The organism is Mycobacterium intracellulare ATCC 13950, assembly GCF_000277125.1.
Classification (GTDB): Bacteria; Actinomycetota; Actinomycetes; order Mycobacteriales; family Mycobacteriaceae; genus Mycobacterium; species Mycobacterium intracellulare.
The window spans coordinates 4,886,728-4,900,175 of record NC_016946.1; the positions used below are offsets into that span (position 1 = coordinate 4,886,728).

Here is a 13,448-nt window from a genome sequence, read left to right on the forward strand (position 1 = left end):
TTCGGCGAGTGCTAGGGCTGGCCGGGAAGCAGCCGCACCATCAGGCCGTTGCCCTCGGCCAGCACGGTCTGCTCCTCGTCGACCAATTCGGCGGAGACGAACGCCTTGCGGCCCTCGGTGCCGGTGACCCGGCCCCGCACCAGCAGCGGCACGTCGATCGGGGTCACCTTGCGGTAGTCGACGTGCAGGAAGGCCGTGCGGCTGATGGGCCGGTTGGCGGCGTGGGAGATCATGCCGAACATGTGGTCGAACAGCAGCGGCAGCACGCCGCCGTGCACCGCGTGGTTGCCGCCGACGTGGAAGCGGCTGAAGTGGCCGGTCATTTCGACGCCCTCGGGGTCGTACCGCGTCAGCACCCACGGCGGCAGCAGCAGGCTGCCCATGCCCGGCAGGTCGGGGGTGCGGCCCGCGGGCGCCTGGCCCTCGGCCTCGGCCTGAAACGGCCCCAGCAGCTCGGTCAGCGCCGCGACCCGGTCGGCGGCGTCGTCCCAGACGTCGTCACCCGGGTCGGCCGACACGGCGAGGTCCTGCAGCCGGCGCATCGAGGCGACGAACCGGGCGAAGCCGGGGCCGGGGCTGGCGGGCCCGTACTCCGGGAAGCCGCCGTGGTGTTCGTATTCGGGATCGAGGTCGATCGGGTTCGGTTCCGGGTCCGTCACGCGCGGGCCGCCAGGACGTCGCGGCGCACGATGGTCTGTTCGCGCCCGGGTCCCACACCGATGCACGAAACATGTGCTCCCGCAAGCTCTTCGAGCCGAAGCACGTAGTCACGGGCCTTGGCGGGCAGGTCGTCGAACTCGCGGGCGTGCGAGATGTCCTCCCACCAGCCGGGCAGCTCCTCGTAGATCGGCTCGGCGCGGTGCAAATCGCTTTGGGTCATCGGCATCTCGTGGATGCGTGCCCCGTCGATCTGGTAGCCGACGCACACGGGAACGGTTTCCAGGCTGGACAGCACGTCGAGCTTGGTCAGGAAGTAGTCGGTGATGCCGTTGACCCGGGTGGCGTAGCGGGCGATGACGGCGTCGAACCAGCCGCATCGCCGGCGCCGCCCGGTGGTGACGCCGAATTCGCCCCCGGTCTTGGACAGGTATTCGCCGTTCTCGTCGAACAACTCGGTGGGGAACGGGCCGGAGCCCACGCGGGTGGTGTAGGCCTTGAGGATGCCCAGCACCGCGGTGATCCGCGTCGGCCCGATCCCCGAACCCACCGCCGCCCCGCCCGCCGTCGGATTCGACGACGTCACATAGGGATACGTGCCGTGGTCGACGTCGAGCAGGGTGCCCTGCGAACCCTCCAGCAACACGGTTTCGCCGGACTCCAGCGCGGTGTTGAGCAACAGCCGGGTATCGGCGATGCGGTGCGCGAAACCCTGCGCCTGCTCGAGCAGGGCCTCGACCACCTGGTGCGGGTCGAGCGCCTTGCGGTTGTAGATCTTGACCAATATCTGGTTCTTCAGCTCTAGCGCGGCCTCGACCTTGTGGGTCAACACCTCCCGGTCGAGCACGTCGGCGACGCGGATTCCGATCCGGGCGATCTTGTCCTGGTAGCAGGGCCCGATGCCGCGGCCGGTGGTGCCGATCTTCTTGTTGCCCATGTAGCGCTCGGTGACCTTGTCGATGGCCACGTGGTAGGGCAACAGCAGGTGCGCGTCGGCGGAGATCAGCAGCCTCGAGGTGTCGACACCGCGGTCTTCGAGGCCTTTGAGCTCGTCGAGCAGCACGCCGGGGTCGATCACCACACCGTTGCCGATGACGTTGGTGACGCCGGGCGTGAGCACGCCCGACGGGATCAGGTGCAGGGCGAAGTTCTCCCCCGTCGGCAAGACGACCGTGTGCCCGGCGTTGTTGCCACCCTGGTAGCGCACCACCCACTGCACCCGCCCACCCAGCAGGTCGGTGGCCTTACCTTTGCCCTCGTCGCCCCACTGGGCGCCGATCAGGACGATTGCCGGCATGAGTTTGCTCCCGCCTGCCTACTGTGGTTCTGCTGGCAGAACGCCAGATCTTGCACCGCTGCAACGGTTTTCGACATCGCCCGATGGCTCGCACTGCCGTCGGGTGACGGCGCCTCGGTTGGCCGCGTCGTGACCGTGCGCGTAGCTGCACGCGTCTTTGCTTGCCGCGCTCACGTGGCGATCCTAGACGTCGGGCCTCGCATGGTGCTCAGGGGCTTGCCGCCACCGGCGGCTTCGCCGCGCACACGCCGTTGCGCGACGGCGCGTCCAGCATCAGGCACAGGCCGTTGGCGTCACGGTCGTATCGCTTGGCCGCCCAACCGGGCCACGCCGGTTTCCCGTTCCAGCTGACCAGCGTCCAGCCATCGTGGGGATTGCCCTGGATCTCGACGATGCCGGTGTTGGGCAGCGGGTCGAAAAGCAGGAGCAACTGTTCGGGGTTTCTGACGGTCGTCATCGTCCCGATGCCGATGTCGAATTCGCTGGAGAACGCGACCTCTCTGATCCTGCCGTCGGACGCGCGGACCGGGTTGGCCAACGCGCTGCCGTACATCCTTGCGAGCATGTCGTTGAAGCCGCTCGCGGTCGTCGCCGCGTTGCCGGACATCGTCTGGAGCGCGCCGCTGAAACGCCTGTGGAACTCGTACCCGTTGGGGTCGGCCGAGCCCGGCGCGAGCATCGGCACGACGCGCAGCCCGAGCAACCACGCGACCGGTGCCAGCAGGTACGCCAGCCCCGCCAGGCTGAACTGCGGCATCCCGTTGAAGATGCCCGCGTCGATCTCGTTGAGCCCGGGCAGCACCTGCACATTCATCCCCAGCGCCGCCGCCAACGGCGCCGCGGTCTGCTGCGTCCTGATCAACTGCGACGCGAAGATCGCGGCGACCGGGCCCTTCGCCGCGAGCACATTGGCGACGTCCTGCGCCTGTTGTTGGCCAAGCGCGGTGAGCGCGGCCCCGGGCACCGCCGTATCGATCACCCTCGCGGCGTTGGCCACCGACTGCCCGTGGCGCACCAAATCGATCACGATCGACTCGTCGGCCGACGCCCGCGCCGATGCGAGGCACAGCAGGACGGCCGAAAGCAGCACGGCGCCAAGGCGACCGAGGTGCGTCGTCAGCAACGGAGGCGGGCGGGGCCGGCGCCGTACCCGAGCGGCGCGGGCCGCACGGCGGAGAAAATGGGGGTGAGGCGGCGAATGGTCGTTCTCCGTTCTCTCAGCCACTCGTTGGCGGGATTCCGCACAACGTAGGCCCTGTGGCAGGAGTAAAGTATCCGGGTGTTTCCAGGCGGCGCCGCAACAACTTTCGCAGTCCGACACCATGTTGTGACTGTGTCGTTATGGCCCATTGATCGAGCCAGAGTCGTTGGAAGTCAAACAGATTGGAACAGCTTGATTGGATAGCTTGTGACACAAGACGATCCGGTCGCCGCGGTCCTGCTGTTCACGCACGGGCGGACCTACGGCCCGTTGCGGGGGTTGCGCGCCCACCGCATCGCCGGCGAACCCGACCTCGACGCCGCGATAGGCCCCTTCCCGCGCCTGGTCGTGGTGGGCGCCGACGCCGACCTGGCGGCGGTGCTGACCCGGCTGCTGCGCGCGGAGCGGCTCGACGTCGAGGTGGCCTACGTGCCGCGGCGGCGCACCCGGGCGACCCGGATCTATCGCCTGCCCGCTGGGCGCCGGGCGGCGCGCCGGGCCGTCCGCGGTTCCGCGCAACGGGTGACGCTGATCCGCGACGAGACCGGCTCGGTGGTCGTCGGGCGCGCCGCCTGGGTGCCGCCGGACGGCGAGCGGGTGATCCACGGCGAGGCGGTCGTCGACGACACCACGTTGTTCGACGGCGACGCCGCCGGTGTGCTCGTCGAGCCGACGCTGGCCATGCCCGGCCTGCGGGCCTCGCTCCAGGGGCGCTGGCGCCGGTGGGTCACCGGCCGCGCGGCCCAGCTCGGCAGCACGGGCGTCGTCGTGCTGCGCGACGGCGTCCCCGCCCCCCGGCCCGGCCGCCGCTCGGCGTTCTACCGCAACATCGAGGGCTGGCTGCTGGTCCGATAGTTTCGTGCGGTGAGCTTCCCCTCGCCCCAACGCGAATCGGTCCGGCCCAGCCCGATCTTTTTGGCCCTGCTCGGGTTGACGGCGGTCGGTGGTGGACTGGCCTGGCAGGCCGGCTACAGCGCGCGGCCGCTCGCCTATGTCGGGGTGTTCATCTTCGTGATCGCCGGCTGGCTGGTGTCGCTGTGCCTGCACGAGTTCGGGCACGCGGTCACCGCCTGGCGGTTCGGCGACCACGACGCGGCCGTGCGCGGGTACCTGACGCTGGATCCCCGCCGCTACGCCCATCCGGCGCTGTCGCTCGTGCTGCCGTTGGTGATCGTCGCGCTGGGCGGGATCGGCCTGCCCGGGGCGGCGGTCTACGTGCGGACGTGGTTCATGACGCCGGCCCGTCGCACGCTGGTCAGCCTGGCCGGGCCGGCGGCCAACCTGGTGCTGGCGGCGCTGTTGCTGGCGCTGATCCGGTTGTTCTTCGACCCGACGCACGTGGTGCTGTGGGCCGCGGTGGCGTTCCTGGGATTCCTTCAGCTCACCGCCGTCGTGCTGAACCTGCTGCCCATCCCCGGGCTGGACGGCTACGACGCCCTGGAACCGCACCTGAACCCCGAGACGCAGCGCGCGCTGGCCCCGGCCAAGCAGTGGGGCTTCGTCATCCTGCTGTTCCTGCTCCTGGCGCCCGTGCTCAACCACTGGTTCTTCGGGATCGTGTTGTCGCTGTTCGACCTGTCCGGCGTGCCGGACGTGCTGGTGAGCTGGGGCAACGGGCTGACCCGCTTCTGGAGCCGCTGGTTCTGACCCTTGCCATATATGCGTCGTCACGCATATATTTCCGGACATGGGCGCCGGCCACAACCACACCCCGGCCGAGACGGACGACGCTCGGCTGATCCCGCGCATGGTCACCGCCGCGGCGATCCTGGCGGCGTTCTTCGTCGTGGAACTGGCCACCTCACTGCTGATCAACTCGATCGCGCTCCTGGCCGACGCCGGCCACATGCTGACCGACGTCGTCGCCGTGTTCATGGGGCTCGCCGCCGTCACGCTGGCCCGCCGCGGCAGCTCGTCGCCGGCCCGCACGTATGGCTGGCATCGCGCCGAGGTATTCACCGCCGTCGCGAACGCGGGCCTGCTGATCGGGGTGGCGGCGTTCATCCTCTACGAGGCCGTCCGGCGGCTCAGCGAGGCGCCCGCCGTCCCGGGCGTGCCGATGATCGTCGTCGCGCTGGCCGGGCTGGCCGCCAACTTCGCCGTCGCGCTGCTGCTGCGGTCCCACTCGTCGGGGAGCCTGGCCGTCAAGGGCGCCTACATGGAGGTCGTCGCCGACACCGTCGGCAGCCTGGGCGTGCTGATCGCAGGCGTGGTCACCGTGACGACGCACTGGCCCTACGCCGACGTGGTGGTTGCCGTGCTCGTCGCGCTCTGGGTGCTGCCCCGGGCGATCGCGCTCGCACGCGACGCGCTGCGGATCCTTTCCGAATCGTCACCGACCCACATCGACGTCGAGGAGCTGCGCAGCGCCCTCGGCGCCGTCGACGGCGTGACCGGGGTGCACGACCTGCACGTGTGGACGCTGTCGCCGGGCAAAGACATGTGCACGGCGCACCTGACCAGCACCGGGGACCCCGCCCGGGTCCTGCATGACGCGCGGGCGGTGCTATCGGCCCGCGGGCTGGAACACGCCACCGTTCAGATCGACTGCCCCGACGACACCGATTGCTCGGAAAGCTTTTAAGGCGTTACAGCCCAAGCGCTTTGCGCGCCTCGGGGTCGCAGTCGTCGAGCAGGTCCAGGCACCGTGCGTACTCGTCGGTTTCGCCGATCGTGTCGGCGGCGCGCGCCAGCGCGGCCACACAGCGCAGGAAGCCGCGGTTGGGCTCGTGCGAATACGGGACGGGGCCAAAACCCTTCCAGCCGTTCCGGCGCAGCTGGTCCAGGCCGCGGTGATAGCCGGTGCGGGCGTACGCGTACGCGGTAATGGCCTGGTCGTCGGCCAGCGCCTGCTCGGCCAGCGCCGCCCAGGCCAGCGACGCCGTCGGATGCGCGGCGGCGACGATGCCCGGCTTCTCGCCGGCCAGCAGTTCCGCCTCGGTGTCGGGGTCCCCGGGCAGCAGGATCGGGTCGGGCCCTAGCAGATCCTTCATCGGCGTCATGGCTCTATTCTGCAGCTCGCCCGTTTTGCCCGCAGGACGCACCTCGGCCATCGCCCCGGGCCGGGGTCTCGGTCGCTAAGCTCTGCAACTACCCCACTCGACAGCGGGAGGACAGTAGTACTCATGCCCAACCCATCCGAGCCCGACCGCGGCGGCCCGCCGAACCGGCCCGGGTTCGATCCACGCGAGTCTCGCAACGATCCGAGCGACGAGTGGGGGGCCGAATCCGGCCCCGAAGCCGGCTTCGAGACCGGTGACGACGCCACCGAGAGCGTGCCCATGGTCCCCAACGACGCCGAGACCGAGACCGTGGTGATCAACAAACCCGATCCGCGCAGCGGTCCCCAGGAAGTGCCGGAGGCACCGCAGCGCGAGCGTCGCTTCACCGCCCCGGGGTTTGACGCGAAAGAGACCACGATCATCTCCACCACCCCGGAGCCCGCCACCGAGGTCTTCGCCACGCCGGGACAGGACGGGACCGCGCAGTTCGGGGCCCCGCCCAAAGCCGCTGTCCCGCAATCGATCCCACCCCGGCTCGGCGGGAAGCTGCGCACGTCCAGGCAATTCAACTGGGGGTGGATACTGGCGATCGTCGTGATCGTGCTGGCGCTGGCGGCGATCGCGATCCTGGGCACGGTGCTGCTTACCCGGGGCAAACACACCGGCGTCTCGCAGGAAGACCAGGTCCGGCACACCATCGGCAACTTCGACGTCGCGATTCAGCGGGGCGACCTGACCACGCTGCGCACCATCACCTGCGGCACCACCCGCGACGGCTACGCCGATTACGACGAACGTTCCTGGGACGAAACGTACCGGCGGGTCTCGGCGGCCAAGCAGTATCCGGTGATCGCCAGCATCGACCAGGTCGTCGTCAACGGCCAGCACGCCGAGGCCAACGTCACCACGTTCATGGCCTACGACCCGCAGGTGCGCTCCACCCGCAGCCTGGACCTGCAGTACCGCGACGACCAGTGGAAGATCTGCCAGTCCGCCAGCGGCTGACCCGCTAGCCCGCCCCTGCCCGCCGAACGTGGAGTTGTTGCGCGAAATGGGGCGGATTCAGCCGCAGAAGTCGACGCTCGACGGGGTCAGGCGATCGACGTTCCGGCGCAGTGCAGGTCCGTGCACGCCTGGACCACCCGCTCGGACATCGACGCCTCGGCCTTCTTGAGGTAGCTGCGGGGGTCGTAGACCTTCTTGGCCCCGACGTCGCCGTCGACCTTCAGCACGCCGTCGTAGTTGGTGAACATGTGGCCGGCGATCGGGCGGGTGAACGCGTACTGCGTGTCGGTGTCGACGTTCATCTTCACCACGCCGTAACGCAGGGCCTCCTCGATCTCCGACTTCTCGGATCCGGAGCCGCCGTGAAAGACGAAGTCGAACGGTTTCGTGTCGTCGGGCAACCCGAGCTTGGCCGCCGCCACCTTCTGGCCATGGGCCAGGATGTCGGGGCGCAGCTTGACGTTGCCGGGCTTGTACACGCCGTGCACGTTGCCGAACGTGGCGGCCAGCAGATACTTGCCGTGCTCGCCGTGGCCCAGCGCGTCGATGGTCTTCTCGAAGTCCTCCGGCGTGGTGTAGAGCTTGTCGTTGATCTCGTTGGCGACGCCGTCCTCTTCCCCGCCCACCACGCCGATCTCGATCTCGAGGATGATCTTGGCGGCCGACGCCTCGGTGAGCAGTTCCCGGGCGATCGCCAGGTTCTCGTCGATCGGCACCGCCGACCCGTCCCACATGTGTGATCCGAACAACGGCTCGCCGCCCCTGCTGACCCGCTCGGCCGAGATCGACAGCAGCGGGCGGACGTAGGTGTCGAGCTTGTCCTGGGGGCAATGGTCGGTGTGGAGCGCGACGTTGATCGGGTACCTGGCCGCGATGGATCGGGTGAACTCGGCCAGCGCCACCGCCCCGGCGACCATGTCCTTGATTCCGAGGCCGGACGCGAATTCGGCTCCGCCGGTGGAGAATTGGATGATTCCGTCGCTGCCGGCATCGGCGAAGCCCTTGAGGGCGGCGTTCACCGTCTCCGACGAGGTGCAGTTGATCGCGGGGAAGGCGTACGAGTGCTCCTTGGCGCGGCGCAGCATCTCGGCGTAGACCTCGGGCGTGGCGATGGGCATGGCAACTCCCTTCTGCCCCTTCTGCGGCCGGGTCCACCCAGTATCGTCCAGGTCGGCGGGCGGCTCACCGCGGGCCGGTATGTTGATGGATCATGAGTACCGCCGTGACGGCCCTGCCCGCCATCCTCGACCCGATGTATTGGTTGGGCGCCGACGGCGTCTTCGGGTCGGCGGTGCTGCCCGGGATCCTGGTCATCGTCTTCATCGAGACCGGGCTGCTGTTTCCGTTGCTGCCCGGCGAGTCGCTGCTGTTCACCGGCGGTCTGCTGGCCGCGCATCCGCACCCACCGGTCAGCATCTGGGTGCTGGCGCCGTGCGTCGCCACGGTCGCGGTCCTGGGCGATCAGACCGGATATTTCATCGGGCGGCGGATCGGGCCCGCGCTGTTCAAGAAGGAAGACTCGCGGTTCTTCAAGAAGCACTACGTGACCGAGTCACACGCGTTCTTCGAGAAGTACGGGCCCTGGGCGATCATCCTGGCCCGGTTCGCGCCGTTCGTGCGGACGTTCGTCCCGGTGATCGCCGGGGTGTCCTACATGCGCTATCCGCTGTTCTTGGGGTTCGACATCGTCGGCGGCATCGCCTGGGGCGGCGGCGCGACCCTCGCGGGCTACTTCTTGGGCAACGTGCCGTTCGTGCACCACAACCTGGAAAAGATCATCCTCGCCATCCTGTTCGTGTCGATGATCCCGGCGTTCATCGCTGCCTGGCGCGGCTATCGGGGCCGCCGCCGCGTGACGGAGACCGCCGACAGGGAACCCGAGAAGCTGCCGGCCTCCGAGTAGCGGCCCGCGCGCGGCTCAGACCGCGACGGTGAAATCGCAGCCGGTCTTGGCGCGGACGTCCTCGACCGTCACCCCGGGATGCAGTTCCGTGAGCACCAGCCCCTGCCCCGGCTCGACGTCGAAGACGCACAGGTTGGTGATGATCATGTCGACGACGCCCTTGCCGGTCAGCGGCAACGTGCATTGCTTGAGGATTTTCGGGCTGCCGTCTTTCGCGGTGTGGTCCATGACGACGATCACCCGCTTGACACCCGACACGAGATCCATTGCGCCGCCGGGCCCTTTGACCATCTTGCCGGGCACCATCCAGTTGGCCAGGTCGCCGTTCTCGGCCACCTCGAGCGCGCCCAGGATCGACAGGTCGATGTGGCCGCCGCGGATCATCGCGAAGGAGTCGGCGCTGCTGAAAAAGCTGGAGCCGGGCAGGCTCGTGATGGTCTGCTTGCCGGCGTTGATGAGATCGGGGTCCACGCTGTCCTCGCTCGGGTAGGCCCCGATGCCGAGCAAGCCGTTCTCCGACTGCAGCGTGACGTTGATGTCGTCGGGAATGAAGTTGGCCACCAACGTCGGGATGCCGATGCCCAGGTTCACGTAGTAGCCGTCGCGCAATTCGCGGGCCGCGCGCTGGGCCATGAGCTCGCGAATAGGGCTGTCGTTCTTCAGCGCTGCGCCGCCGCTGGTGGTGCGGAACTCGATGCGCTTCTCGTAGCCGGTGCCCTCGATGATGCGGTCCACGTAGATGCCGGGGGTGTGGATCAGGTCCGGATCCAGCTCGCCGACCTCGACCAGCTCCTCGACCTCGGCCACCGTGACCGCCGCGCAGGTGGCGATCATGGGGTTGAAGTTGCGCGCCGTCTTGCGGTAGACGAGGTTGCCCGCCGTGTCGCCCTTCCACGCCTTGACGAGCGCCACGTCCGCCCGGATGCCTTCTTCCAGAACGTATTCCGTACCGTCGAAGACCCGGGTGTCCTTGCCCTCGGCGAGATTGGTGCCGTAGGCCGTGCGCGTGTAGAACCCGGGTATGCCGGCGCCGCCGGCCCGCAGCTTCTCCGCCAGCGTGCCCTGGGGCGTGAGCGCGAGGTCGAGCTCGCCGGCCAGCACCTGCCGCTCGAACTCCTTGTTCTCCCCCACATAGGAGGCGATCACCTTCTTCACCTGCCTGCCCTTGAGCAGCAGGCCCATGCCGAAATCGTCTACGCCGGCGTTGTTTCCGACGATGGTGAGATCCTTGATGCCGCTGTCCACCAGGGCCCGGATCAGCTTCTCCGGGATGCCGCACAGGCCGAAGCCGCCGGCGGCGATGGTGATGCCGTCCTTCAGCAGGCCGTGCAGCGCCGACTCCGCGTCGGGGTGGACTTTCTTCACAGGGCGCTCCTGTCCTCGTGCGACGATTCGGCGGAGACGTTACAGGCGGCCTCCATGAGCATCCACCCCGACAGCTGCACCGACAGGTCCCGCTCGGCGACCTCGGAGGCCATCACCGCGCCCTCGACGAACTCCGCCTCTTTGCCGTCCGCGGTGGGCACCTGGGCGTCGCGATCCCAGAACGGGCCGAACACCGGCAGCCCGTCCACCGTCTGGCGGTAGTCCCACGCCGACTTCCCGCTGGCCAGCACGATCTGGCGGGCGGTGTCGCGGGCCATCGCGTCCTCCGGCGAATCCCCCGGCAGCGTGGTCGCCACCAGCGCCAGGTAGCGGGCGGTCACACCGGCGAACAGGCCGCCGTCGCCGCCGCCGGTGCCGACCAGCACGCCCGCCGGGGCCATGTGCTCGCGCACCGCCGCGACCAGCCGATGCACCCGCGCGGCGTGCCGGGCCCTCACCTCCACCCCGGCGCGGGCGGCCAGCTCGGTCTCGAGCCCCAGCACCACGCCCTGGCAGTACGTGTACTGCGCGCGCACCAGCGAACCCGCCTTGATGCCGTCGAACACCAGGTGCGTCTCGGGGTCGATGAGCGTCGCCTCGATCCAATTCGCCATCTGCTCGGCACGTTTCAGGTGATCGCCGTACCGGGCGAGGAAGATCCCCGCGGGGCCGTTGGCGGGGGCGTTGAAGAACTTGTCCTGCTTGCGCCAGGGGATGCCGCCGCCGTCCTCGGGCGACCACGCCGTCAGGAATTGGTTCGCCAGCTTGGGCAACGCTTTTCGGCGCTCGACGCCGGCGATGCGCGCGGCACGTTCGAGCGCCAGCGCCAGCCAGGCCATGTCGTCGTAGTAGTTGTTGATCCACGAGAAGTTGTTGCGCAGCCGGTGCGAACGGACCTGCCGGTTGATCTCGGTGTGCCGGTGGGGCTGGGGATCACGCTGCTGGGCGTCGATGAGGCAGTCCAGCAGATGCGCCTGCCACCAGTAGTGCCAGGTCCCGAACAGCCGGTCTTTGCGCTGCGCCGGCCAGGCCACCACCCCGAGCTGCGTGGCGGGTAGACCCCACAGCCGCTTCAGGTGCCGTTGTGTGACAGCGGCTTCGCAGCTGGCCGCCCGGTTGGCCCATAGCTGATCCATACCTGCCGATCCTGCCCCATGCGTGTGAGCGCGCGGCGTCGAGTGTGAACGCAGGGCTTTCGGTGTGCATGTGCGGCGGCGACACGCCGAGCTGGCCCGCCGTCAGCGCACAATCAACGCCGCCGGTTCACACTCAACGCGCCCGGCGGGTGTCACCAGGCGCGGGACAGGTCGGCGTGCTGCTCCACCCAGGTGTGCATGGCGATCCCCGCGGCGACGCCGGCGTTGATGCTGCGCGTCGAGCCGAACTGGGCGATCGACACCGTCAGGGTCGCGCCGCTGCGGGTGTCGTCGGTAATGCCGGGCCCCTCCTGACCGAACACCAGCAGGCACTCGCGCGGCAGCGCGGTCTCCTCGAGCCGCGCCGCGCCCGGGACGTTGTCGACGGCGACGACGGTCAGGCCGGCGTCCGCCGCGAAGTCGAACAGCTCGGCGGTGCTGTCGTGGTGGCACAGCCGCTGATAGCGGTCGGTCACCATGGCGCCACGGCGATTCCACCGCCGCCGCCCCACGATGTGCACGGTGTGCACGGCGAAGGCGTTGGCGGTGCGCACCACCGAACCGATGTTGGCGTCGTGACCGAAGTTCTCGATCGCCACGTGCAGCGGATGCCGTCGCCGGTCGATGTCGGCGACGATGGCTTCCCGGGTCCAGTACCGGTAGGCGTCGACGACGTTGCGAGTGTCGCCCTCGCGCAACAGGATCGGGTCATACCGCGGGTCGTCGGGTGGTTCGCCCGGCCACGGCCCGACACCGGCGGGCGGGGTCGCGGACCATTCGGTGGGCCCGGGTCCGCTCATCGCTGGGTCCACACCCCGGCGTGCGTGCCGTCGATGGCCAGGGTCGCGTAGAGCAGCGCGTCGTTGATCTCTCCTTGGGTGCATAGCGAGGCGTTGACGTGCACCGCGTCCAGCGACGCGTCGGGCAGGATCAGCACCGACGAGCCGTAGGTCGCGCAGGCGGGGTTGAGTCCCGGGGCGGGCAGCGTCGGCGAGGCCAGCAACATCATCGGGCCGCCGCGCTTGGCGGACTCGTCGCGGTAGCGGGCCGCGATGGCGGTGGCCTCCAACCCGAGCAGCATGTAGCCGTTGCCGGTGAACGCCCCCGGATCACCCAGCTGCACCTTGGTCACCGGTTTGCCGTCGGCCCGCCACGCCGTCAGGCTGGCGGTCTTGACCGCCAGCCCGCCGCTGTCGTTGGGGTTGGTCGGCAGGAGGCCGACCGGGAAGGCGACCGGATAGGCCGACGAGCTGTTCGGGATGCGGTCGCGCGGCGAGTAGCCGTAGATGCCGCGGACCTGACTCCGATCCTTCAGCGGCCCAAGGCAAACCGTGCCGGTGAGCCGGTCGGGCGGCGCGGACAGCGGCGCGCGAATGTCGTGCACGCCGGTCTTCGCGTTCTCGCAGCTGCCCAGGCCGTCGGCCTCCATGGGGTGGGCCAGCGCGCCGTACAGGCCGAAGCGGATGTCCTCGGGTTTGGCGTGCGGGTCCTTGGTCGAGGCGGGACTCGCGTCGACGTCCACCAGCACATAGTCGCCATCCCAGCGCAGGTTCGACACGGACATGTTCCAGCCCAGCAGCGCCAGCGATTCGCCGAGCCGCGCGCCCTGGGCCCCGTAGGGCGCGGCGGCGGGGTTGGTCGATGAGCAGCCGGCCAGGCAGAGCGCCAGGCACGCGGCGATCGCAAGGATGGTCCGCATTGAATTAGCGCCCCGGGGTCGGACCAGAACGCATCGGCCACGCGGGCCACATGCGGCACAGCAGTCCCCGCCGGAAGGGAGTGGCGAATTGCCCACCTCCGAGCGACAAGTCGGGCGCCTGCGCGCCTCGACGCCGTTGTCGCTGGGAGGCGGGCACCACGCACATCGCCCCGGCCAGGGACC

General features: G+C 69.3%; 14 protein-coding genes. 5 read left to right on the forward strand and 9 right to left on the reverse strand.

What is annotated here, in order from left to right; genetic code table 11:
- Nucleotides 1-11: 11 nt before the first annotated feature.
- The 3 genes from OCU_RS47620 to OCU_RS47630 all read right to left on the reverse strand — a co-directional run bounded on the left by OCU_RS47620 (nt 12) and on the right by OCU_RS47630 (nt 3,077).
- Entirely contained in the window at nt 12-659 is a 648-nt protein-coding gene (locus tag OCU_RS47620; RefSeq protein ID WP_009956038.1) for a PaaI family thioesterase, read from the reverse strand.
- Nucleotides 656-1,954 carry an adenylosuccinate synthase gene (locus tag OCU_RS47625; RefSeq protein WP_009956036.1) on the reverse strand — a complete coding sequence of 433 codons (1,299 nt, stop codon included), beginning with the start codon at nt 1,952-1,954 and terminating at the stop codon, nt 656-658. Before OCU_RS47625 ends, OCU_RS47620 begins: the two co-directional genes overlap by 4 nt.
- Before the next feature lie 208 nt (nt 1,955-2,162).
- Nucleotides 2,163-3,077, reverse strand: a complete 915-nt coding sequence (locus tag OCU_RS47630; protein ID WP_026071157.1) for a histidine phosphatase family protein — start codon at nt 3,075-3,077, stop codon at nt 2,163-2,165.
- 285 nt (nt 3,078-3,362) lie between these two features.
- Here OCU_RS47630 and OCU_RS47635 point away from each other — a divergent pair, with 285 nt between their 5' ends.
- The 3 genes from OCU_RS47635 to OCU_RS47645 are packed head-to-tail and all read left to right on the forward strand — an operon-like array spanning nt 3,363 to nt 5,739.
- Nucleotides 3,363-4,010 (forward strand): hypothetical protein, encoded by a 648-nt coding sequence (locus tag OCU_RS47635; RefSeq protein ID WP_014381299.1) that lies wholly within the window; start codon nt 3,363-3,365, stop codon nt 4,008-4,010.
- A 9-nt stretch (nt 4,011-4,019) separates the two neighbouring features.
- Complete coding sequence (locus tag OCU_RS47640) at nt 4,020-4,802, forward strand: site-2 protease family protein (protein WP_009957199.1); 783 nt, start codon at nt 4,020-4,022, stop codon at nt 4,800-4,802.
- Between the two features lie 40 nt (nt 4,803-4,842).
- The gene (locus tag OCU_RS47645) at nt 4,843-5,739 is read left to right on the forward strand and encodes a cation diffusion facilitator family transporter (protein ID WP_014381300.1); all 897 of its coding nucleotides are present in this window, start codon (nt 4,843-4,845) and stop codon (nt 5,737-5,739) included.
- 4 nt (nt 5,740-5,743) lie between these two features.
- On the opposite strand, the gene OCU_RS47650 is transcribed toward OCU_RS47645, so the two are convergent.
- On the reverse strand, nt 5,744-6,157 hold the full coding sequence (locus tag OCU_RS47650; RefSeq protein WP_014381301.1) for a DUF3151 domain-containing protein: 414 nt from the start codon (nt 6,155-6,157) through the stop codon (nt 5,744-5,746).
- A gap of 123 nt (nt 6,158-6,280) precedes the next feature.
- Between OCU_RS47650 and OCU_RS47655 the strand changes: the two genes are divergently transcribed.
- Nucleotides 6,281-7,162, forward strand: coding sequence for an Rv0361 family membrane protein (locus OCU_RS47655; protein ID WP_009957195.1), 882 nt, complete (start codon nt 6,281-6,283; stop codon nt 7,160-7,162).
- 86 nt (nt 7,163-7,248) lie between these two features.
- Here OCU_RS47655 and fbaA read toward each other — a convergent pair whose 3' ends face one another.
- Nucleotides 7,249-8,280: a class II fructose-bisphosphate aldolase gene (gene fbaA / locus OCU_RS47660; RefSeq protein WP_009957194.1), complete on the reverse strand. Its 1,032-nt coding sequence runs from the start codon at nt 8,278-8,280 to the stop codon at nt 7,249-7,251.
- Between the two features lie 92 nt (nt 8,281-8,372).
- Between fbaA and OCU_RS47665 the strand changes: the two genes are divergently transcribed.
- Nucleotides 8,373-9,065, forward strand: coding sequence for a DedA family protein (locus OCU_RS47665; RefSeq protein ID WP_009957193.1), 693 nt, complete (start codon nt 8,373-8,375; stop codon nt 9,063-9,065).
- Between the two features lie 15 nt (nt 9,066-9,080).
- On the opposite strand, the gene OCU_RS51850 is transcribed toward OCU_RS47665, so the two are convergent.
- From OCU_RS51850 to OCU_RS47685, 4 genes are all read right to left on the reverse strand, one after another.
- Nucleotides 9,081-10,430: a 3-oxoacid CoA-transferase gene (locus OCU_RS51850; RefSeq protein WP_009957192.1), complete on the reverse strand. Its 1,350-nt coding sequence runs from the start codon at nt 10,428-10,430 to the stop codon at nt 9,081-9,083.
- Nucleotides 10,427-11,566, reverse strand: a complete 1,140-nt coding sequence (locus OCU_RS47675) for a glycoside hydrolase family 76 protein (RefSeq protein ID WP_009957191.1) — start codon at nt 11,564-11,566, stop codon at nt 10,427-10,429. The genes OCU_RS51850 and OCU_RS47675 overlap by 4 nt, the downstream gene beginning before the upstream one ends.
- Nucleotides 11,567-11,718: 152 nt before the next feature.
- The gene (locus OCU_RS47680) at nt 11,719-12,366 is read right to left on the reverse strand and encodes a TrmH family RNA methyltransferase (protein ID WP_014381302.1); all 648 of its coding nucleotides are present in this window, start codon (nt 12,364-12,366) and stop codon (nt 11,719-11,721) included.
- The gene (locus tag OCU_RS47685; protein ID WP_009957189.1) at nt 12,363-13,265 is read right to left on the reverse strand and encodes a hypothetical protein; all 903 of its coding nucleotides are present in this window, start codon (nt 13,263-13,265) and stop codon (nt 12,363-12,365) included. Before OCU_RS47685 ends, OCU_RS47680 begins: the two co-directional genes overlap by 4 nt.
- Between the last annotated feature and the right edge of the window lie 183 nt (nt 13,266-13,448).